This window comes from Kordiimonas sp. SCSIO 12603, from assembly GCF_024398035.1.
Taxonomy (GTDB): Bacteria; Pseudomonadota; Alphaproteobacteria; order Sphingomonadales; family Kordiimonadaceae; genus Kordiimonas.
In genome coordinates this window covers 769,707-790,913 of record NZ_CP073748.1, presented here as the reverse complement: position 1 = coordinate 790,913, position 21,207 = coordinate 769,707, and the positions used below count along the sequence as shown (strand labels likewise).

Genomic DNA, 21,207 nt, shown 5'->3' with positions numbered 1-21,207 from the left:
TCGCGTTATTTTTTATAATTTCAGGACACTTTCCCATTATTAATAAAAACTAGGGACAATTATGCTTAATGCGATAGATTTCAAAATCCTAGAAGAACTACAGCAAGACTGCATGATTTCGCTCAGTGCGCTTGCAGAGAAAATAGGATCATCCAAATCCGTATGTGGCAGGCGTATCCAACATATGGTGGATAAGGGGTATATCCGCGATAGAGTTGCAATCGTTAATCAGGAAAAAATCGGCCTCGGAATTACCGTGTTCGCTCATGTAAAAATGAACAAGCATGACAGCAGCTCACTGGAAAGCTTTGCGGATTACGCTTACCAATATCCCCAGGTTCTTGAATGCCATACCATGATGGGGGATTATGATTTTCTCCTCAAAATCGTGGTGCCCTCAGTGGCTGATTATAAGGAGTTCTTTTGGGAGAGCCTTTCAAAGGCCAAAGGCGTTCGGGAAATCAACTCAAACATCTGTCTGGTCAACAATATGTCGTCCACCGCGCTGCCGCTCACCTATGTGGCCCCAGAACTGTAGTTTATTATCGCAACAATGAAGAACAATTAAGCATCGCCCATGCAATCAGCGAAGAAAGAGCCTGCAAAGGCTGGTCTTATGCTACTATGGTAACTTGTGATTATCCGGCGTAGCCAAATTTAAAAGATTAGAAAGCTTTCTAAACCGCACCCATAACCGCAGGCCTTGGTCGAATATCCGTCAAACCAGCCATTTCTTCGGTTGTTGGAAACCAAATCATTCGAGCAAAAACATCGTCAGACATAGTGCTTTCTTCTGTATATCCATACTTATGCAAGAACCTTAGAAGAAGCTGATTATCCCTGCGGGCTGGGACTAGAGCTGGCTTTTTAATTTTTGCAGCTGTTTGCATCATCCAAATAATAATACCTGACCCATAGCCTTTATTTTTTGCTTTTTTGATAAAATCCAGATCAATTAAACGCAATTCTACTGAGCCTATATCAAACGTAACGCGACCAATGCGTGAACCATTTTTTTCCAACACCAAATAAAGAGCATTAGGAAACTGATCACCATATCCATTTATTTGAGCTTCCAACTGCATTTCGATGATATTTTCTAGATAGTCAGTTTCACCTTCAGCCAAGCGAATATCATCGCGGTTGGCTCGGTAGAGTTTAGCCAAAAAGTCTTTATCACCGCGCCTTGCGGGGCGGGCCGTGATACCATGCGGTAATGCAACAGTTCCGTCGATCATAACATTCTTTCATTATACGGGTGAATGCAGGTCAGTTAAAACTAACTTGCAAATATATACCCGGCCCGAATTCAATTGGGCGCATGATACGGTTTATCAAAACCGGCCCAATATCCTCTATATCCAATTCTGTTATCATGCAGTTGTAACTAGGGTTATCGAGCAGCGGATGAGGTTCAGCTTCTTCCGACCTAAAGATCAAACGAAAAGCCGTTCGTTTAGCATCATACCCTGTTGATTTAGGACGCTCCACGCATTCCACTAAAGCGACTTTTAATTTATAATTGCCACTGCAAACCGTAAGAGTTTTGTCAGCGTATTTTGCAAAGTCGGCCGCGGAAACTTCGTCCAGTGCCACAGATAATTTGATATCGGACATAAATATTCAAGACCTTTTCAGTCTACCTAAAATACTGTTCTAACTGCGAGGTGGATAAATCCCTTCTATTGCTATGCAGTAATTAAGGACAGTAACTGGGTTTTGAATGTTTATGTCGCTACTGGAGCCGGTTTGGTTAATCGTAAAAGAGGCATTATCAAAGCTGCCGCCACCGCTTGCTGATAATGCTAACCCGCCTACCGGTACTGTTCCAACCGAGGCTGCTTCTGCAGGAGTAACATATAATTTCCCTTCAAGCGCGGAACCAAAGCTATTGCTTGGTGCAGCTATGTAATCGCCAGCATCTGGGATTTGTTTGGTGCCATGGGTTTCAGCTACACTTAGGGAGCCTTCCAAAGTTACATCACCACCAGCAGAGCCATTATATGAATGTGTGTGAGTGTGTTGGGGCATTTGTGCCTGGCTGAGATGTATATTAGTAGCCCCCTGCAATTGACCTTGTACGTAGAGGTTGAAGCCGGGCTGTTGCCCAAAGCTAACTCCAGAACGACCACGAAGTTCAGGATACGCAAAAGTAGTACGTCCATCGCCACCATATATAGTGCCTAAAAGCGAATAAAGAGCCGTTTGGTTTGCTATTGCAGCAAGCTGTCCTTGGCACATTGCCCAATCTCTTGGCGCATAGTTAAAACCAAAGGCCAAAATTGTTCCCATAAATGCTTCCATGATACCCCCTCCTAAATGCATGCCTTTCATGGATCGCATGCAAGGTTTAAAATAGATGTGAAAAATACTAAGAAACGCAACTATAATTTGTTAATACAAAACATTAAAACTAGTATTGTCAACTTATATTAGGATAACAGCAACTTAATGGTGTCATTGAAGTGTAAAAATTATCTATTAATAGTAATACTATTCCTATTAGGACGTTATTATCATTGTTAATTTAATTGCCAAAATATAAGAATTTATATAGACTTTTTATGAAAATATGACATATTTTCACATTCTAGATTTTATTTCAAATAACCACCTATACCTGTTTTAATAAAGGTTTATTGGGGTTAACAGCATACTGTGATGGGGGGGTGCTGTATTTATGTTTTACGCATGCTTTTGTCCTGTGCTGTTTTAATACAGCAAAGTTTAAATCATGACATTTAATCGCACTGGCACATTTTCACCAATTCCACACAGTAAATCCGCCCTAACGGATACACCGGCAAAGAATGCGGTGCTTGATATTGTGGTTATTGATAAATCTGTTGAAGGGTATGAAAATCTTCTTGAGGGAATTTCACCTGATGCGCATGTGATTATGCTTGATCCCGATGAAGGCATTGCTGGATTAGTAGATGCCCTAAAGGGAGTGAGCAATGTTTCCTCTATCTCCATTTTATCTCACGGTAATGTTGGTCAGCTTAATTTAGCCGGTGAACACCTAACAACCGAAACTCTAGATGACTATGCGGAGCTACTGAATACTCTTATCTCCGTTACAGAAGATGATGCCACCCTCCATCTTTATGGTTGTGAAATTGCCAAAAACCAAGAGGGACGTTCATTTATTGATGCTCTTGAAAATAAAATTGGAATTGCTGTCGTAGCTTCAGAAACTTTAACTGGGTTTCCTAAATATAATGGGAACTGGGAACTTGAATATAACCCAAACTTACTAAACCACCCTTTACCATTTGACGGTAAAAAAACGAGTTTCATGGGCACATTGGGCACATTTAGCTTCAATACGGCATCCGGGAGCGGAACGGACACAATAACGGAAACAGTTGACGGCGTTACCGTTACTATTACTAGAGCTTCAACTATTTTTTCCGTGTCGCCCGCCATTGTTGGAAACGGGGTTAGCCCGTCAGCGTTGTCGCAAGGCGACAGCTATACAATTTCTTTCGATAGTGCTGTGGATATTTCAAGTTTCCAAATTTTGGAGTTCGCGAATGCGAACGACGGCGGAAATTATACCATAGATGTTACAAATGGTAATGGAACAACCATAACCGTTGCTTCTAATGCTCCAGAATTAAGTGATTCTGTTCAGGTCTATAGTCCTGCAGACTGGACGAATGTAACTCAAATAACTGTATCTTATTCAGGAACGGAAACATGGCAACTTGGTGTTGACGAAATTGCGTTTACTGCTTCTGGTCCGTCTAACAGTGCGCCCGAATTGGGCGGCACACCTGCAGATGACACCGCAACGGAAGATGTCGCGACAGCCATTGATCTGTCTGCCTATAATATTTCTGATGCTGATGCAGGTGACACCATCACTCTTACACTAGCTGTCGACCGCGGCACCATTGCCTCTATAGATACAAATGGTACATTCGGTGGTGTGACGATTGCTGGTTCTGGCACAGCTTCAATGACTCTGCAGGGTACTGCTGCAGCGCTTAATACTTATCTGAACGATACATCACATATCACATTCACAACTGCGTCCAATGACACAACAACAGCAGTTCTGACAGTTACCCCAAATGACGGTACCGTGAATGGCACTACTGATACAGTGAACATCTCTATCAGCGCTGTGAATGATGATCCAGCAGCAGCCACCCTTCCACCCTCAGTTACAGTAACTGAAGACACATTGAGCAACATCGATCTTGGCACTACAGCGTTTAGCGACATAGATAGCGCCAGCATTACAGTCACCCTCACAGCATCTGCTGGAACTTTTGCTCAACCGGCTGATGGTCCAGGTGTTACAGAAACACTTGTAAACCCAACTACTATCACGCTTGCGGGTGCACCAGCTGATATCAACACATATCTGGATACGGCATCCAACATTCAATACACCGGGGCCTCTAATGTAAGCGGCAACGCTGCAGCCACCATCACCGTAACCGCCAACGATGGCAATGGTTCCGGCAATGTGGCCATAGGCACCGTTAACGTAAATATTACCGCTGCGAATGATGATCCAGCAGCAGCTACCCTCCCCCCCTCAGTTACAGTAACTGAAGACACATTGAGCAACATCGATCTTGGCACTACTGTGTTCAGCGATGTTGACAGCGCCAGCATTACAGTCACCCTCACAGCATCTGCTGGAACCTTTGCTCAACCAGCTGATGGTTCAGGTGTTACAGAAACACTTGTAAACCCAACTACTATCACGCTTGCGGGTGCACCAGCTGATATCAACACATATCTGGATACGGCATCCAACATTCAATACACTGGGGCTTCTAATGTAAGCGGCAACGCTGCAGCCACTATCACCGTAACCGCAAACGATGGCAATGGTTCCGGCAATGTGGCCATAGGCACTGTTAATGTAAATATCACCGCTGTAAATGATGCTCCGACAGCAACAGGTATACCGGATGATGTTGATTTCCTTGAAGACACAACAAGCAATTTAGCTATACCTTCTACTCTTTTTGAGGATGTAGATGGTGATAACATCACTGTAACCATCACAGCCAGTGAAGGTACATTCAGCGCACCAGCAGACGGCGCCGGCGTTGGCGGTGGTGTTACAGAAACACTGGTGAATGCTACAACAATCACACTTGCGGGTGCTCCTGCAGACATCAATACCTATCTGGATACGTTCAGCAATCTCCGCTGGACACCTGCCCTCAACGATAATGGTGATAATACATCCACATTCACGATTACAGCAAGAGATGAGGATACCAGCGATATAGTGCTTGGCACCATTAACGCTGACGTAGCTGCAGCAAATGATGCACCTACAGCAACAGGTGTACCTAATGATATATCAGTTATGGAAGATACAGCATCAAATGTTGATCTATCTGGCGTTGATTTCACCGATGTGGATAGCACAGGCACTGTTTTTGTAAGACTTACAGCAAGTGAAGGAACACTTTCTGCTTCATCTGGCGGTAGTGTTTCTGTTTCCGGCGATGGTACCTCTGTCCTCACGCTGAACGGCACACTGGATAACATTGAAACCTATCTGGATACGGTGAGTAATGTAACATACACAGGTGCATCAAATGACAGCGGCGATGATGCGGCAACATTAACTATTGCCGTTGATGATGACGAAGCTGAAGACCCAAACTTTGTAACGGTTGGAACTTCTAATTTCGACATTACAGCTGTGAATGATGCACCCGGCCTAAATGCCGCTCTGTCCCCAACATTAATGGGGATATCTGAAGATGCTGGAGATGATGATAATTCAGGTGTAGACGGTGATGACGACGCCTCCAATAATACGAACAATGGCGGTTCAACCGTTGCTTCTATCGTCGCTGACGGTTCAATCACGGATGTTGATGGTAGTGCTGTTGAAGCGATCGCTGTAACCGCCGTGGATAACACCAATGGTGTTTGGGAATTTTCTGTAGATGGCGGTAGCAATTGGAATGCCTTTTCTGCTACTTCCGGCACAGTTGATCTTTCATCCGCATCAAGGCTTCTCTCTTCAACAGCATTAGTGCGCTTTGTGCCAGGTGAAAATTACAGTGGTTCTGCGACCATTACATTCCGCGCATGGGACCAATCAAGCGGTAGCAATGGCAGCACAGCAGATACGACAACAAACGGAGGAGCAACAGCCTTCTCAGCCGCAGCAGACACAGCATCTATAGCGGTTGCTGCAGTTAATGATGCGCCCGTATTCTCCAACCTAGATAATACGCCCACCTACACAGAAGGTGGTAGCGCCGTTATACTGGATAACAATGTATCAATAGCCGATATTGAACTTGGCAGTTTAAACAGCGGTAATGGTGATTATTCGGGCGCTACTCTCACTATCGTGCGCAATGGTGGTGCGAATGCGAGTGACGCTTATGCTTTCACTACAGGCGGTAACCTGACTGTCTCTGGCAACAATATCTCCGCAGGCGGTAATGTTATCGCTACATTTGATACAGGGTCTGTCAATGGTCAGCTTACCGTTACATTCGCAGATAACGGTACCACACCAACAACAGCACTGGTGAATGAAGTTCTTCAAGCTGTTCGTTATTCAAACAGCAGCGATACCCCATCCGCCAGCATTCAGCTTAACTGGACCTTCAGTGACGGCAACAGCGGCGACGCTCAGGGCACAGGCGACAACCCTGGCACGGTCACTGGTTCAACAACTGTTTCGGTTACCAATGTGAATGATGCACCAACACTAACGGCGACGGGCGGTAACCCAACCTTCGTTGAAGGTGGTGCGGCGCAAGATCTGTTTAACACTGTATCTGCATCTACCATTGAAAGTGCTGATAGCTTCTCATCCATGACCCTAACGGTCACCAATGTTTCTAATGGCGCGAATGAGATATTGCGCATTGACGGCTCAGATGTGACTCTCACCAACGGTACGATGGTGACTACAGCCACGAATGGTCTTGATGTTTCTGTATCGGTCACAGGTTCAACGGCAACAGTGAGCTTCTCTGGTGAAACCCTTACATCCGCACAGTTCCAGACATTGGTGGATGGGCTCACTTACAGCAACACCAGCGACAACCCAGATCCAACCGGCAATCGCGTAGTTACAATTACAGATATTTCAGATAATGGCGGTACAGCAAATGGTGGTGATAATAATTCAACACCTAATCTAATCTCCACTGTATCACTAACAGCGGTGAATGACGCACCAATCATCTCCGGTGTAGATGGCGAAAGCTCTACTATTGTGTCTGGGAACGGAGCAACTAACATCACTCTCTTGGATGATGCTTCTGTAACAGATCACGATTCAACAGATTTTGGCGGCGGTTCCCTTACTATTTCTCAAAATACTGGCACCACAAATGGCAATTGGTCTGTTGATGGTACAACAGTGACATCCGGCGGGGATGCAATAATCTCAGCAGGTGAAGACATTCAGGTAGATGGCGTCACTATTGCTACAGTTGATGCTACAGATGATGGTCAGGGCGGTAATACTCTAGTCCTTAATTTCGTTAATACTGCCGGAGATCCAATTACTTACTCCACCTTGCTTCAGAACCTCTTATACGAAGGTCCATCGGGTGTCGATAGCCGTACTTTTACGCTTACATTCAATGATAATGGAGGTACAGCAAACGGTGGCGATGAGGATTCCACCGCCAACTTCACCATCGTTGTAAGCCCCAATCCACCAGTAATTACTAATCTGAATGGTGACAGCTTCACCTTTACAGAAGGCGATAGCGCATCAAACCTTGATATAAGCAGTAATCTAACTGTTACTGATGCAGATTCCGCCAATTTTAATGGCGGTGATCTCACTATTTCAGTTACTGCAAATCAAGAAGCCGAAGATCGCTTGGTTATTGATACCAGCGGCAATATTAGCCTGTCTGCAGGACAAACAGCGGGTTCAACGGTATCCGTGGGCGGAACAGCTATCGGTACAATTGACTCTGGCGCGACTGGCGGCTCCAATGAAGACTTGATTGTCAGCCTGAATTCAAACGCAACACCAGCACTGGTGCAGGAATTACTCAGAACTATTCAATATAATAACGTTGAAGCTAACACCCCAACGGATAGCAACAGAACTGTTTCAATCACGCTTTCTGACGGAACAGGCGCTACATCAAACGCTGCCGAAGTGACGGTGAATGTCAATCCTGTAAATACTATTCCGGTTCTTGATACTGCGCTACCTACTGACCTTACTTTCACGGAAGATACTTCAGGTAATGTAGATCTTAGCTCATCTACTATTGGTGATCTGGACAGCACTTCCATTACCGTGACCATTACAGCAAGCGAAGGTACATTTGGAACACCTGCTGACGGTGGCTCCAGCGTTGTAGAAACACTGGTAAACCCAACAACTATCACATTAGTAGGTTCGCCAGCAGATATCAGCACATATCTGGATACTGCAAGTGCCATCACTTGGACACCAACCGCCAATGACACTGGCAATGATACAAGTACTTTCACTATTACAGCTAATGATGGGGATGGTTCCGATAATGTAACGCTTGGTACAGTAAATGCTGATATAACAGCTGTAGATGATACCCCAACAGCAACAGGCGTTCCATCTGATATAATCGTGACAGAAGATACAGCATCCAATGTTGACCTTTCTGGGGTAGATTTTAGTGCCGTAGATAATCCGAGTAATGTGACAATAAGATTGACAGCCAGCGATGGCACCCTTGCGGCCACATCAAGTGGGGGGGTAACCATATCTGGTTCTGGAACATCAGTTATTTCCCTTCAAGGTACCCTGACAAACATTGAAGCATATCTGGATACAGCCAGTAATGTAACCTACACAAGCACACTTGATAGCAACGGTGATGATGCCGCCATCCTCACTATCGCTGTGGATGAAAATGATACTATCGGGTTTGTAAACGTTAGCACATCAGGCATCGATATTACGGCTACCAACGACAACCCAGCAGTCACTGGTTTGCCGGCAGATATAGAGTTCACTGAAGACACCGCCAACGCTCTCGATTTATCTTCTCTTAGCTTTACAGATGTCGATAGCAACAGCATTACAGTAACACTTACAGCAAATGAAGGTACCTTCAGTGCTCCTTCAAGCGGTACCAGCGTGGGTGCTGGAGTTACTGCTACACTGGTGAATAACACCACCATCACACTTACTGGCTCACCAGCAGATATCAGCACATATCTGGATACAACAACGGTAATTAACTGGACACCTGCACCGAATGATAATGGCGACAATGCTAGCACCTTTACCATTACCGCAAATGATACGAACGGTTCAGGCGATGTTGAACTGGGCACCATTAATGCTGATATCACCTCTATAAATGATATAGCTGTTATCCGCGGTGACGTTACTGGAACAATAGCAGAAAATGAGCCCGGCACGTTAACAGGTAACCTCACTTCGATTGATTTGGACAACCGAAATGACAGCTTCCGTGCTGATATCGTAAATGGCACATACGGGCAGCTTATTATTAGCGCAGACGGCAGCTGGGGTTATGAAGTTAATTCAACAGTAGACGCGGTAAATCAACTTAATGTCGGTGATACACTCACTGATACTCTTCAGGTTCGTTCTGAAGATGGTACACCACAGGCTATCGTTATCACGATCACTGGCTCAGATGATGCCCCTGTTTTATCTGGTGATATATTCGGCGAAGTTATCGAAGACGGCACTCCAATCAGTGGCACTATTTCCCTGACAGATGTAGACGATACGGACCCAACATTCCCTGATGTAGCACCAACACTCGGTGCCAACGGTTTTGGCGTCTTTACACTTACATCAGGCACATGGACATACACACCCACACCAGAAGGGCTTGACCTGAGCGATGGGGAAACGGCTACAGATAATATTAGCTTCACAGCCTCTGATGGTTCAACACATGTAGTAACCGTAACAATCATTGGCGTCGGCACAAATTCTGGAAACGTTTCAACACCAGAAGACGATAATATCCGCCTGTCTGATGCTGACAACGAGATTACGCTCCTAGGCGGTGAGGATACCGTTGATGCAGGCGCCGGGGATGACACCGTTACAGCGAGCACCGAAGACGATGATCCACTGTTTATTGATGGCGGCCTTGGCGATGACATGATTACCTCTGGTAACGGCAATGATACAATCTTTGGCGGCGGTGATGCAGATGTGGTGAACACTGCTGGCGGTAATGACCTGGTGTTCGCAGGTATTGGCGATATGGGTGATGATAGCGTTAGTGGTTCAGCCGGGGATGATACACTTGGTGGTGGTGCCGGAAATGATATCATTATGGGTGGTAACGATAATGATCTTATCTGGGGTCGTCAGGGCAACGATACCCTCTTTGGCGGCACCGGAAATGATATAATCCATAACGGCCAGGGTAATGATCTCGTTGAAGGCGGTGCAGGCAATGACATGCTTTGGGGTAGCGCCGGGGATGACACCCTTTCAGGCGGTGCAGGTGCGGACGCCTTTGTGTTTGGCGCAGAAATTGGCGATGACGTCATCACTGATTTTGATACCACTGAAGATACTATCGAACTCTTTGATCCCGCACATGATTTTGCAGATTTTGCAGCCTTTATCGGTGCCGCAACACAAGACGGTACCTCAGTGCGTATCGCGCTTGCCGATGACCAGAGCATCCTGCTTGAAAATGTCTCACTCAGTGACCTAACCGAGAGTAATGTCATATTATTCTAGGTTAGATAAGGCTTGAAAAATAAATACCCTCGGCATCAGCTAAGGGTATTTATTTGCACCGAATGTATTCTCAATCGCCAAACAAAATAAGCGCTTGAATTTCTGCTTTTCTACGCAGGAAATCTTCCACATCTTCAAGGGCACATTTTTGGGCACCCCCCATCATTTTCTGCACCCTATCAGCAACAAAAGTGAAACCTATGTGAACAGAAGTGTGAACTTTCTCGTGCCACCGCGCGGCATCCACATCCCCTGCCCGGCTTTTTAAAATACCGAAAATCTGTTCTGCCCCGGCGCTGAAGCGCCCTTCATACAGTGGCCTGTATTCCCGGTTTTGGTATTCACTCAGGTCTTTAGCGAACAGCGCATAATGCCGCCAGCCTTCATCTTGTTCGATGCGTTCTGAAAGCGGCCGCCCCAGCATGATAAGCAGTTCCACATTTGAAAGCGCTTCTGCATCCACTGCGCGCAGCTTTTCTTGCCGCTCCGCATCCAGCACAGCCATACGTTTTTCAAGAATTGCGGAAAGGATCGCTTCCTTGGAACCAAAATGATAATGAATAGCGCCTGAGTTTTTCTGCCCGGCTTCTTTGTTTACTTGCCTGAGCGAAAGCGTGCGCACACCACCTTCCGCAAGCAACCGTTCCGCCGCTTCGATAAGTGCGGTGCGTGTTGCGCTTGCACGTTTCCTTGGTGCGGTTTCCCGCTGCACTCCCACTGGCACTGTTTTCGTTGTCAATGTCCCACTTCCTTCCGGCCCCCATTTGCTTCTAACAAACAGGAGCCGAAGGTCAAGCCGAAGCTATAACCATCAAGCGCAAGAGAGATACGGGGGAGATAATATTAGTGCGCGCCCATCTCGGCCATCGCCGCCTTCAGAGCCGCTTGGTCCATACTGCTGAAATCAAACGCAAGCATGCGCTCCACCCGGCGTTCAATCTCGCGGATGGTCGCGCGGAAAGCCTCCGCTTTCTCAGCGTCAGTTCCTTCAATTTTCGATGGGTCTTCAAGCCCCCAGTGGAGCTTCAGCGTTTTCCCCATCCATACAGGGCAACTTTCGCCCGCCGCGCTATCACACACGGTTACCACCACATCAGGGGTGAAATCTTCCATATCATCCCAGCTTTTGCTTAAAAGCCCGTGTGTGGGCACACCATGCTCTGCCAGATAATGTTTGGTAAGCGGGTGCACTTCACCCACCGGCTGGCTGCCTGCACTACGGGCTTCAATCTTGCCGCCGCCCATATGGTTCGTCAGCGCTTCTGAAAGCACACTGCGGCAGCGGTTATGGGTACAGATATAAAGAATTTTCATAAGGTCTATGTCTCTAAATAATCACCAAATACACATGTGGTAACTTTGGTGCCTAAGCACCAAAGCGGAAGCTTTGTTCCCCGGCGGAGAACCGTTTTGCGCATGTTTTCACGCCTTCCCCAAACGGGCAACTACCCGGCGGGCGGCTGTTGAACGAGACCACAAGCGTGGTACCTTCTGGCACAGTAATGGCGCATTCACCGCCTGCGATCTGGCGGCTCGCAATCACTTGGTTAGATCGGTGGCCCCGACCGCGTTTTTTAAAGGCTTTTACCTTACCGTTTGATTTCGCGAGCGAGCATGTCGCCGCCCATTTTTTCTCGCCAGAGAATTTAAGCGTAACAGATTTAAGAGGTTCCGCCGCCTGAACAGGTGCAGAAAGGGCAGCTGCCACAGCAAACGCCGTAATGATACCCCGTGAGAGAAGATATTTCATAGCTGTATCCTTAATTTATCGATATATCGAGATTAATGGATATATAGAAGAGAGTCCAGATAAGAATCATGTTTACGACGATAATATTTTTAACACGGGAAACCTGAACATTTTTGCACACACCTTTATCGCCATACGCCTAATTTCCGCGTAACAACCAAACGCAGAAAACAAATAAACCATTGAAGTAAATGGGCTATCGAAAAGATTTGAATTTCTGGCTTTATCAACTATCTGTTTCGTCAGACCATAATCAGGAATCCATATGCCCCACATAGACATGGTGCCGCTTGAAAGCGTGGCAGAGGAAGCACTTTTAACGCTGATGAATGAGCCGCAGGTGCGAGCCTTTATGCCGCTACTTCCCGTGCCTTTCACCGCTGAACAGTGCCGTGCGTTTGTCGCCGCTAAACAAACCCTGTGGGCAGAGAACGGCTATGGCCCTTTTGCTTTTATCATCGGTGGTGCCTTCGCGGGATGGGGTGGTTTGCAGGATGAAGATGGGGACGCAGATTTCGCCCTTGTGCTCTCGCCCAAATTCTGGGGCTGGGGGCGGCGGATTTTTATGCGCGTGGCAGATCATGCCTTCAGTGAATGGAAGATACCTTCCATCACCATCCTGTTTCCGCCAAACCGCACCAACAGCGGTGCTTTGAGGCGTGTTGGTTTCATAGCTGATGGTGAGAGCACAATAGGCGGCGAAACCTTCCTTAAATTCCGCCTGACCCGCGAGGCATGGCTTGAGCGCACCAAAATCCGCGCATAAAGCTGAAGACATGCCCCTCAAAAATAAGGGCACAGCCCCTTTGCTGCGCCCTCACGTTAAGCTAAAAGCTTAACTGCGCTCAGGGTAGTGGCCTTCTGTACAAATAATATAATTCAACCCCAGTGAGGGCTGCATATTTTCGTGCGCTCTGCCACCGCCAGTTACATCAGATTGCATCGTGCTGGCTGTATTCAGGAAAGTTGCAGGAGGCCCATCCGTGCCCGCCACCCCTGATGTTGTAGAAAAATTCAGCTGGTGTGCATGGGCTGGCAGTTCTTCAACTGACAAGGTGACAGCTTCAACACCGCGTTGCCCCCCTAACTGGCTCTGGCTTAGTCCCGGCCCAGTACCTGTTCCAATGGCTACACGCCCCCTCATATCAGGGAGAGCAAATGTTCTGAAGCCATCACCGCCATATGTTGCGCCGATTACGGAAAAGAGCATTTGATTGTCCTCAGCTCTCAAAACCTGCCCATCACAGAAGGCCCAATTTTTCGGGGCGAAATTACCCGCCCATAATCTTACTTCACCAATAGTTCCATCATTTAAAGACATAAAAAATTCCCCAATAATTGTATAATACAATAATTAACTGTACCTAATTGGGAAATTTACACAACGGCTGATATAGTTTTTCACGCTAAAAACCAAAGGCTAAGGCATAAAAATCAGCTACTATATGGAAGGTGTAAGTTTTAAAAGATAAATGGTGCTGCCGAGAAGATTTGAACTTCCGGCCTCTCCCTTACCAAGGGAGTGCTCTACCCCTGAGCTACGGCAGCACTTTATAAGGCAGGTTGCACGTGTTGTGCAGGGCGGTCTATTGCCATATGTATAGCGTGCGTGCAAGCAAAAACATACGCAGGTTTGCAAATTCTCCTTGCCCGTCTATGGCAATTTTTCCTATGAGCAAGAGAGGAAAACATAGGGACAATACCTCCATGGCGGATGAGACAGATAAAAAGGCGGAAAAGGCAGCGATGAAAGCCAAGGACCGTCCTTCGGAAAAGCTGAAATCAAATGATAAGCAGGCCCGGCTTGCCGAAGCCCTGCGTGCCAACCTAAGGCGCCGCAAAAGCCAATCCCGTGAACGTAAAGACGACTAAGGATTGTTGACCTTTTGGTCAGCCACAGCCGTTGATATACCTAAGTTTCAAGCATTTCACAGGCGTGTGAATTCTTCCTTGTGCATGCCTGATTTCTGGCCTACTACTTGAAGCCATATTTGGTAAATTTATAAAAATTCGGGAGAGCAACCATGGCTATTATGTCTGATAAATGGATCAGGGAAATGTCGCAAAACCACGGCATGATTGAACCGTTTGTGGATGGCCAGGTGCGGGATGATAATATCTCATACGGGTTGTCATCATACGGATATGATGCACGGGTAGCGCCTGAATTTAAGATTTTCACCAATGTGGATAGCGCTGTGGTGGACCCAAAGAATTTCTCTGACAAAAGCTTTGTGGACCGCGACACAGATGTATGTGTGATTCCGCCAAACAGCTTTGCGCTTGCGCGCACCGTGGAATATTTCCGCATCCCGAAAGATGTGCTGGTTATCTGCCTTGGGAAATCCACATACGCGCGCTGCGGTATTATCGTGAATGTAACGCCGCTTGAGCCGGGCTGGGAAGGTCATGTAACGCTTGAGTTTTCAAATACCACACCACTGCCCGCAAAAATTTATGCCAACGAAGGTGCGTGTCAGTTCCTGTTCCTTCAAGGTAATGAGCCGTGTGAAGTGGCTTACAGCGACCGCTCAGGCAAATATCAGGGCCAACGGGGCGTAACACTGCCGAAACTATAGGCTGCCCTTTCTTCCGAGAATAAAAAAACTGGCCCGACATGCGGGGGGAACCGTGCCGGGCCAGCCGCGAGGTTGGCATAGAGCGTATGCAGGTTATAGGGGTTCCTGCATTAGAAGCTGTACGCCAATCCGATACCTGCCATCAGGTTATGTCGTTTACTTACAATCGGGCTATCAGCTGCCTGCGCGGGCAAACGCTCTGCTGTTGCATTCAGAAGCACAGACCATCCACCACTGATGGGATATGTGGCAGAGGCATCAAGGAACGGATACCAACCGCTTTCCACTTCATAGAGTGCAAAACCCGCAGCGCTATCCACCGCTTTCACACCGTAGAGGAATGTACCAAGTTCTGATGACCTGTGGCTCGCGCCTGCGTCCATGTTCAGGAATAGCGGCCCAACCGCCCCCTGCCACGTGCCGCCAAAAGTAAACTCTTCCCCTTCATGGGCGTTTGTTACATCCTTGAGAAACTGTCCGTATAAGGAGAATCCACCATGGGTGTAAGAAGCATGAGCACCCACTTCAAAGGCGAAGTCACGGTCAAAATCATTCAGGCGGTCATCGTTTGCGAAATCAATCTCTGAAATACGAAGCGAACCAACAGCTGATAAACTGAAAGGCCCTGTATCAAACGGGTGCAGGTAAAGGTTTGTCGTTTCAAATGTCAGATAATCATTCTGGTAAAAGATAAACGGCATCGGCAGAATTTGTGGCTTACCGATAAGAGCAGATTGCCCACCACCTGTGAACACTCCCACGGTGAGTGTGCTGGATGATGGCTGTTCCTGCTCACTTTCCTGCGCGTTCACAGCAGCAGGCAGTATAGCCACAAGCATCAATGCTCCAAGTCCTCGTGTCGTAACTCGCATTTTTATTCTCCTGAAACTCAAAAACCTTGGAACTTGAGCTACTGGAGATTTAGGTATCAGGCGACCTGACCGAACGAACAGGACACCGATCCGTACGATCAGGACATGGTTTTACGGTCTTTTCGGTACTGAGCGGGGGATGTTTCCGTATGCTTTTTAAAAGCAGCACTGAAAGTGGAACGGCTGTTAAAGCCCACTGCATAAGCAATATCGATAGTCGCCTGATCTGTAGACGTTAATATCTCACATGCTTCGCTAATACGGCAGCCATTGATATAATCATAAAAATTCAGGCCGATTTCATCCCTCAAGGTTTCAGAGATATGGTGGGTGGAAACCCCGATGGCATCGCTTAATTTCCTGAGTGTCAGATCAGCATCTCGGTAAAGATGGTCCTCATCCACCGCATGGCGGATTTTCCTGGCAATACGTTCGCGCCTGTCATCTGATACCTGTTTTTTTGAAGGCTTCGCTTCTTCTGTCTGTTCCTGTTTTTCTTCGCCAAGCTTCATACCCGCAAAAACACGGTCCTGCCGAATACCGTATATACTGAAAGCCATCAGCCAAGCCGCCGTGACGAAATGCAGAGCCCCCATCATGGCATCTTGCAGATGCAAGAAATCAGAAACACCTAACAACCACATGAGGATGAGTAACAGGATATAGTTCCTAAGCCAAATAAGCCTGCGGTTCTCAAGGTTTGAGAAATAGGATTTCACGCGCTTGTCGTGCCTTAGGATTCTGCGTACAGAAAGCCCAATATAAACCGCGCCCTGTAGCATCATAAGAAGGTGGTGAATTTTACTGAGCTTCAGAACAAGTGGGTCACCCATCTCTGGCAGGCTCGCATATGTGCTTACCTGCAAAAGCTTCATCTCAGGCGAAGAGAACTGTATCGGCAATTCAAGAAGCAATATACCACCCGCGAAAATCCAGTGCCAACGAGACACTTCCTTCAAGCTCCAACGCCTGCGGGCACTAATTGCCACCACATAAAAATATAGGCTGGGTATAAGAAGCGGCGACCAAACAGTCGGCCAACCAATAATCATGGGGTAACGTGCAAAAACCCCTGACCGTTCCAAAAATTCTGTAAAGAACCATGCGCCTAAAAGGATAAAGACACAGCCCAGCATCTGATAATGTATGCGTGTTTCTGACCGCTCAGAAAAAAGATACAGCACCATAAAGAGGCTGTGAAATCCAAGGGCAGCAGAAAGATATGGTACAAAATTTATGTCTGTCATAGGGCCACTGTTTTCAGGATTTTGTATCTGATAGTGATGGTTAGCAGCTAATTGCTGATTAAGGCAACAATCTGTTCTTTGGAATGGTTTCACATCCTCCGGCAAACTTTCGTCAATAAATTCTCACAAACGACTTTACATTGCCCACTTGCTGCCGCTATTGCGGGGGAATGTAGCTGCAATAAAAATCGCAGATTAAGGGTAAGATTTATGGAAAAACTGGTTATCAGAGGCGGAAAAAAGCTTGAAGGCACTATTCCTATCAGCGGCGCGAAAAATGCAGCACTGCCGCTTATGTGTACCCCGCTTTTAACCGATGAACCAGTTACGCTTACCAACCTTCCGCGTCTTGCCGATATCAGTACGCTATCTGACTTGTTGAACCATCTGGGTGTCACCATCACTATTGAAGGCGGCAAGGGCGGTAAAATCCGCGGTCGTAGCCTCACTTTTTCCGCAGGCAATATCGCGGATACGGTTGCCCCCTATGATATGGTGCGGAAGATGCGCGCCTCTATTCTTGTGCTTGGCCCTCTGGTAGCCCGCGCAGGTGAAGCAATTGTTTCGCTGCCCGGTGGCTGTGCTATTGGTAACCGCCCTATTGATCTGCACCTCAAAGCTCTTGAAGCCATTGGTGCGAAGATTGAACTTGAGAACGGATATGTTCGTGCAAGTGCACCAGAAGGCCTAAAAGGCGGTACAGTACGCTTCCCCTTTGTTTCTGTAGGAGCCACAGAAAACATCCTTATGGCAGCAGCTCTCGCCAAAGGCACAACCATCATTGAAAATGCTGCTCGCGAACCTGAAATCGCTGATCTCGCCAAATGCCTGAATGCAATGGGCGCGAAAATCACAGGCGCAGGCCACGAAACCATTACCGTGGAAGGTGTGGAAAAACTCCACGGCTGTACCCACGATGTAATCCCTGACCGGGTGGAAGCTGGGTCTTATGCGGTCGCTGCCCTTATGACCCGCGGTAATATTCTTCTTGAAGGCGCGAAGGCTGAGCATATGCAAGCGGCCCTTGATGTGCTCACAGAAGCTGGTGCCATTGTCACGGAAGAAGAAAACGGTGTTCGGGTTAAATCAAATGGTCATTTGGGTGGTTTCAATATTGTAACCCAACCCTTCCCTGGTTTCCCAACCGATATGCAAGCCCAGTTTATGGCACTAGCTGCCGTATCTGACGGCGCAAGCGTGATTAATGAAGCCATTTTTGAAAACCGCTATATGCACGTGCCTGAACTAAGCCGCTTAGGCGCAGATATCACTGTGTCTGGCTCAAGCGCCACCGTGCGCGGTGTTGATAAGCTGGTGGGTGCACCCGTTATGGCAACAGACCTCAGAGCCAGCATGAGCCTTGCGCTTGCTGGATTGGTAGCTGAAGGCGAGACTCATGTGAATCGCCTATACCATCTGGACCGGGGCTATGAACGCCTTGAGGAAAAACTCCGCCAGGTAGGCGCGGATATTGAGCGCGTTCCAACCTAAACGCGCTCAAAACACAGAAAATTTAGTGGAATCCGACAATTCTTTTTGAACCTTCGCGCCTTCATCACTACATTGCACCTGTTGGCTGAATTGATTGGACCATTTGTATGTCAAAACCACAAAGCGACATTTTGAAACTTGTTGCACAAACCCCTGACGACCTAACTGTCATTTCTGCGCTTTTGCAGGATATGGTAATCAGGGTTGGCGATATTGCCTGGTTGCCTGAAGAAAAGCGCTTCGCAGCCGTTGGCAACCGCTACCGCTGGGAAAAGAAGCGCCTGTTCCGCAAACCAAAAGGTGAGCGTATCAGAACCGGCTTCCACTTCTCTGGTGTAAACGATGCTCAACTGAGCGGGATTGATCTATCTGAAAAGGAAAGCTTTCTTGAGCTTCTAAGCGTTGAAGCAGTAGAAAGCGACGCTGGCTTTTTTGTGATTTTGAATTTTGCGGGTGGTCCGGCAATTAAACTTGCTGTCGAAGCGATTGATGCAGTGGCATCTGATTTATCAGAAGGCTGGGAAGCAATCGCTCGCCCAACACATTCACTGTAACAACACATAGCTACGATCGTTTAAAGTTATATCCAAACAGAACTGGATCCCCCAATGGAACTAAGCCAAAAATTGGTTCTTGCCCTGCCGAAGGGCCGAATTCTGGAAGAAGTAATGCCGCTAGTGCACGCAGCAGGCATTATCCCTGAAGATGATTTCACAAACCCGAAATCTCGCAAACTGGAATTTGAAACCAACCTCAAACATCTAAACATCATCCGTGTTAGAGCATTTGATGCGGCAACATTTGTTGCCTTTGGCGCGGCCCATTTTGGCGTGGTTGGAAATGATGTTCTTCAGGAATTCGGATATAGTGATCTTTATTCCCCGCTTGATCTGGATATCGGCCACTGCCGCCTGTCGCTTGCCATGCCGGAAGATGATTGCGAGGAAGACCCGCGTGAGTGGTCCCACATTCGTGTGGCAACCAAATATCCGAACCTCACCCGGGAATATTATGCGAACCGCGGCGTGCAGGCAGAATGCATTAAGCTCAACGGCGCGATGGAACTTGCCCCAAAGCTTGGGCTTTCCCGCCGTATCGTAGACCTTGTTTCCACAGGTGGTACGCTGCGCGCGAACCAACTGAAGGAAGTTGAAGTCTTGACCCATATTACCTCGCGGCTGGTGGTGAACCGGCCGGCGTTTAAAACGCGCCCAAAGGAGGTAAATTACTGGATTGATAGATTTAGAGAGGCTCTCGACAATGGTTCTGCGGCTTAATACAAAAAATTCTGATTTCGAAAGCGCGTTCGAAGCCCTTCTGGGCATGAAGCGCGAAAGCTCTTCTGATGTAAGTGATACCGTACGCGGTATTATCAAAGATGTGCAGGAACGCGGTGATGAAGCACTCATAGAGCTAACAACAAAGTTTGACCGGTTTGATGCAGCCTCTAAAGGTCTGCGTATCACAGAAGCAGAAATTGAAGCAGCCTGCACACAGGTAGACGCAGAGACAATGCGTGCTCTCGAAGTAGCGGCTGACCGGATAAAATCTTTTCACGTGAAACAGTTACCGGAAAATCTCGATTATATCGACGAGGTAGGTGTAAGGCTGGGCCAACACTGGAAAGCTGTGGAAGCAGCAGGCCTTTATGTGCCAGGCGGGCTTGCTAGTTATCCGTCTTCTGTGTTGATGAACGCAATCCCTGCGAAGGTTGCGGGCGTTGACCGCCTTGTGATGGTGGTACCAACCCCTGATGATGAATTAAGCCCCCTTGTGCTGGCAGCAGCCAAGCTGGCAGGTGTGACTGAGATTTACCGTATCGGCGGCGCACAAGCGGTCGCGGCACTGGCATACGGTACCGACACCATCAAACCGGTGGATAAAATTGTTGGCCCGGGTAACGCTTTTGTTGCAGAAGCCAAGCGCCAAGTATTCGGTAAAGTGGGGATCGACAGCATCGCAGGCCCAAGTGAAATTCTTGTGGTGGCTGATGATAAAAACGACCCACGCTGGATTGCAGCTGATCTTCTGTCACAAGCAGAGCATGATACCGCGGCCCAGAGCATCCTGATCACAGACAGTGAAAAATATGCTGAAATGGTAATTGGCGCTGTTGAAGATCACCTGGCGTCGCTTGACCGCCGAGATATCGCGCTTGAAAGCTGGACCAATTACGGCGCAGTTATTGTGGTTGATGATCTTGAAACCAGCATCCCACTGATTGACCGCTTGGCAGCGGAACACCTTGAACTGGCTGTGGACAACCCTTCTGAAATGCAGGAAAAAATCCGCAACGCTGGTGCGATCTTCCTTGGGAGACACACACCGGAGGCTATTGGTGATTATGTGGCAGGGCCAAACCACGTGCTGCCAACCGCGCGCACAGCAAGATTTTCTGGCGGTCTGAGCGTTTACGATTTCATGAAACGCACTACTTTTGTTGGTTGCACTGAAGAAAGCCTTCGCGCAATCGGTCCTTCTGCTGTTAGGTTAGCGGAAGAAGAAGGCTTGGGAGCGCATGCGCTCTCTGTGGCCATCAGGCTTGAGGAAACAAAGTAACGAGGCC

At 47.5% G+C, this 21,207-nt stretch carries 18 protein-coding genes and 1 tRNA gene; 9 read left to right on the top strand and 10 right to left on the bottom strand.

What is annotated here, in order from left to right:
- Positions 1-61: 61 nt before the first annotated feature.
- A complete protein-coding gene (locus KFE96_RS03640; RefSeq protein ID WP_255834650.1) occupies positions 62-538 on the top strand; it encodes an Lrp/AsnC family transcriptional regulator in 477 nt (158 codons plus the stop codon).
- Between the two features lie 139 nt (positions 539-677).
- Here KFE96_RS03640 and KFE96_RS03635 read toward each other — a convergent pair whose 3' ends face one another.
- The 3 genes from KFE96_RS03635 to KFE96_RS03625 are packed head-to-tail and all read right to left on the bottom strand — an operon-like array spanning position 678 to position 2,304.
- Positions 678-1,238: a hypothetical protein gene (locus KFE96_RS03635; RefSeq protein ID WP_255834649.1), complete on the bottom strand. Its 561-nt coding sequence runs from the start codon at positions 1,236-1,238 to the stop codon at positions 678-680.
- A gap of 31 nt (positions 1,239-1,269) precedes the next feature.
- Positions 1,270-1,617 carry a hypothetical protein gene (locus KFE96_RS03630; protein ID WP_255834648.1) on the bottom strand — a complete coding sequence of 116 codons (348 nt, stop codon included), beginning with the start codon at positions 1,615-1,617 and terminating at the stop codon, positions 1,270-1,272.
- A 39-nt stretch (positions 1,618-1,656) separates the two neighbouring features.
- Positions 1,657-2,304: a phage tail protein gene (locus tag KFE96_RS03625; protein ID WP_255834647.1), complete on the bottom strand. Its 648-nt coding sequence runs from the start codon at positions 2,302-2,304 to the stop codon at positions 1,657-1,659.
- 430 nt (positions 2,305-2,734) lie between these two features.
- Here KFE96_RS03625 and KFE96_RS03620 point away from each other — a divergent pair, with 430 nt between their 5' ends.
- Positions 2,735-10,702, top strand: a complete 7,968-nt coding sequence (locus tag KFE96_RS03620; RefSeq protein WP_255834646.1) for a DUF4347 domain-containing protein — start codon at positions 2,735-2,737, stop codon at positions 10,700-10,702.
- A 70-nt stretch (positions 10,703-10,772) separates the two neighbouring features.
- Here the strand turns inward: KFE96_RS03620 and KFE96_RS03615 are convergent, their stop codons facing one another.
- From KFE96_RS03615 to KFE96_RS03605, 3 genes are all read right to left on the bottom strand, one after another.
- Positions 10,773-11,441, bottom strand: coding sequence for a TetR/AcrR family transcriptional regulator (locus tag KFE96_RS03615; protein ID WP_255834645.1), 669 nt, complete (start codon positions 11,439-11,441; stop codon positions 10,773-10,775).
- A 104-nt stretch (positions 11,442-11,545) separates the two neighbouring features.
- Entirely contained in the window at positions 11,546-12,016 is a 471-nt protein-coding gene (locus KFE96_RS03610; protein WP_255834644.1) for an arsenate reductase ArsC, read from the bottom strand.
- A gap of 52 nt (positions 12,017-12,068) precedes the next feature.
- Complete coding sequence (locus tag KFE96_RS03605) at positions 12,069-12,452, bottom strand: hypothetical protein (RefSeq protein ID WP_255834643.1); 384 nt, start codon at positions 12,450-12,452, stop codon at positions 12,069-12,071.
- Positions 12,453-12,717: 265 nt separating this feature from the next.
- On the opposite strand from KFE96_RS03605, the gene KFE96_RS03600 reads away from it, so the two are divergent.
- The gene (locus KFE96_RS03600; protein ID WP_255834642.1) at positions 12,718-13,218 is read left to right on the top strand and encodes a GNAT family N-acetyltransferase; all 501 of its coding nucleotides are present in this window, start codon (positions 12,718-12,720) and stop codon (positions 13,216-13,218) included.
- Positions 13,219-13,287: 69 nt separating this feature from the next.
- Here the strand turns inward: KFE96_RS03600 and KFE96_RS03595 are convergent, their stop codons facing one another.
- Positions 13,288-13,773 (bottom strand): phage tail protein, encoded by a 486-nt coding sequence (locus KFE96_RS03595; protein ID WP_255834641.1) that lies wholly within the window; start codon positions 13,771-13,773, stop codon positions 13,288-13,290.
- 152 nt (positions 13,774-13,925) lie between these two features.
- Positions 13,926-14,000: transfer RNA gene (locus KFE96_RS03590), tRNA-Thr, on the bottom strand.
- 159 nt (positions 14,001-14,159) lie between these two features.
- Between KFE96_RS03590 and KFE96_RS03585 the strand changes: the two genes are divergently transcribed.
- Both KFE96_RS03585 and dcd read left to right on the top strand, forming a co-directional pair.
- Positions 14,160-14,324: a hypothetical protein gene (locus KFE96_RS03585; RefSeq protein WP_255834640.1), complete on the top strand. Its 165-nt coding sequence runs from the start codon at positions 14,160-14,162 to the stop codon at positions 14,322-14,324.
- A 152-nt stretch (positions 14,325-14,476) separates the two neighbouring features.
- Positions 14,477-15,031 (top strand): dCTP deaminase, encoded by a 555-nt coding sequence (gene dcd, locus KFE96_RS03580; protein WP_255834639.1) that lies wholly within the window; start codon positions 14,477-14,479, stop codon positions 15,029-15,031.
- A 110-nt stretch (positions 15,032-15,141) separates the two neighbouring features.
- Here the strand turns inward: dcd and KFE96_RS03575 are convergent, their stop codons facing one another.
- Both KFE96_RS03575 and KFE96_RS03570 read right to left on the bottom strand, forming a co-directional pair.
- Positions 15,142-15,903, bottom strand: coding sequence for a MipA/OmpV family protein (locus KFE96_RS03575; protein WP_255834638.1), 762 nt, complete (start codon positions 15,901-15,903; stop codon positions 15,142-15,144).
- A 98-nt stretch (positions 15,904-16,001) separates the two neighbouring features.
- Positions 16,002-17,150, bottom strand: a complete 1,149-nt coding sequence (locus KFE96_RS03570; protein WP_255834637.1) for a helix-turn-helix transcriptional regulator — start codon at positions 17,148-17,150, stop codon at positions 16,002-16,004.
- A 210-nt stretch (positions 17,151-17,360) separates the two neighbouring features.
- On the opposite strand from KFE96_RS03570, the gene murA reads away from it, so the two are divergent.
- From murA to hisD, 4 genes are all read left to right on the top strand, one after another.
- Complete coding sequence (gene murA, locus KFE96_RS03565; RefSeq protein WP_255834636.1) at positions 17,361-18,641, top strand: UDP-N-acetylglucosamine 1-carboxyvinyltransferase; 1,281 nt, start codon at positions 17,361-17,363, stop codon at positions 18,639-18,641.
- Between the two features lie 107 nt (positions 18,642-18,748).
- Entirely contained in the window at positions 18,749-19,195 is a 447-nt protein-coding gene (locus KFE96_RS03560) for a DUF2948 family protein (protein ID WP_255834635.1), read from the top strand.
- A 54-nt stretch (positions 19,196-19,249) separates the two neighbouring features.
- Entirely contained in the window at positions 19,250-19,918 is a 669-nt protein-coding gene (gene hisG, locus KFE96_RS03555; RefSeq protein WP_255834634.1) for an ATP phosphoribosyltransferase, read from the top strand.
- Complete coding sequence (hisD, locus tag KFE96_RS03550; RefSeq protein ID WP_255834633.1) at positions 19,902-21,200, top strand: histidinol dehydrogenase; 1,299 nt, start codon at positions 19,902-19,904, stop codon at positions 21,198-21,200. Before hisG ends, hisD begins: the two co-directional genes overlap by 17 nt.
- Positions 21,201-21,207 lie beyond the last annotated feature (7 nt).

Excerpts from the sequence above, each read along its gene's own strand:
- KFE96_RS03640 (WP_255834650.1), top strand. The coding sequence starts at position 62 with ATGCTTAATGCGATAGATTTCAAAATCCTAGAAGAACTACAGCAAGAC.
- KFE96_RS03635 (WP_255834649.1), bottom strand. The coding sequence starts at position 1,238 with ATGATCGACGGAACTGTTGCATTACCGCATGGTATCACGGCCCGCCCC.
- KFE96_RS03630 (WP_255834648.1), bottom strand. The coding sequence starts at position 1,617 with ATGTCCGATATCAAATTATCTGTGGCACTGGACGAAGTTTCCGCGGCC.
- KFE96_RS03625 (WP_255834647.1), bottom strand. The coding sequence starts at position 2,304 with ATGGAAGCATTTATGGGAACAATTTTGGCCTTTGGTTTTAACTATGCG.
- KFE96_RS03620 (WP_255834646.1), top strand. The coding sequence starts at position 2,735 with ATGACATTTAATCGCACTGGCACATTTTCACCAATTCCACACAGTAAA.
- KFE96_RS03610 (WP_255834644.1), bottom strand. The coding sequence starts at position 12,016 with ATGAAAATTCTTTATATCTGTACCCATAACCGCTGCCGCAGTGTGCTT.
- KFE96_RS03605 (WP_255834643.1), bottom strand. The coding sequence starts at position 12,452 with ATGAAATATCTTCTCTCACGGGGTATCATTACGGCGTTTGCTGTGGCA.
- KFE96_RS03600 (WP_255834642.1), top strand. The coding sequence starts at position 12,718 with ATGCCCCACATAGACATGGTGCCGCTTGAAAGCGTGGCAGAGGAAGCA.
- KFE96_RS03595 (WP_255834641.1), bottom strand. The coding sequence starts at position 13,773 with ATGTCTTTAAATGATGGAACTATTGGTGAAGTAAGATTATGGGCGGGT.
- KFE96_RS03585 (WP_255834640.1), top strand. The coding sequence starts at position 14,160 with ATGGCGGATGAGACAGATAAAAAGGCGGAAAAGGCAGCGATGAAAGCC.
- dcd (WP_255834639.1), top strand. The coding sequence starts at position 14,477 with ATGGCTATTATGTCTGATAAATGGATCAGGGAAATGTCGCAAAACCAC.
- KFE96_RS03575 (WP_255834638.1), bottom strand. The coding sequence starts at position 15,903 with ATGCGAGTTACGACACGAGGACTTGGAGCATTGATGCTTGTGGCTATA.
- KFE96_RS03570 (WP_255834637.1), bottom strand. The coding sequence starts at position 17,150 with ATGACAGACATAAATTTTGTACCATATCTTTCTGCTGCCCTTGGATTT.
- murA (WP_255834636.1), top strand. The coding sequence starts at position 17,361 with ATGGAAAAACTGGTTATCAGAGGCGGAAAAAAGCTTGAAGGCACTATT.
- KFE96_RS03560 (WP_255834635.1), top strand. The coding sequence starts at position 18,749 with ATGTCAAAACCACAAAGCGACATTTTGAAACTTGTTGCACAAACCCCT.
- hisG (WP_255834634.1), top strand. The coding sequence starts at position 19,250 with ATGGAACTAAGCCAAAAATTGGTTCTTGCCCTGCCGAAGGGCCGAATT.
- hisD (WP_255834633.1), top strand. The coding sequence starts at position 19,902 with ATGGTTCTGCGGCTTAATACAAAAAATTCTGATTTCGAAAGCGCGTTC.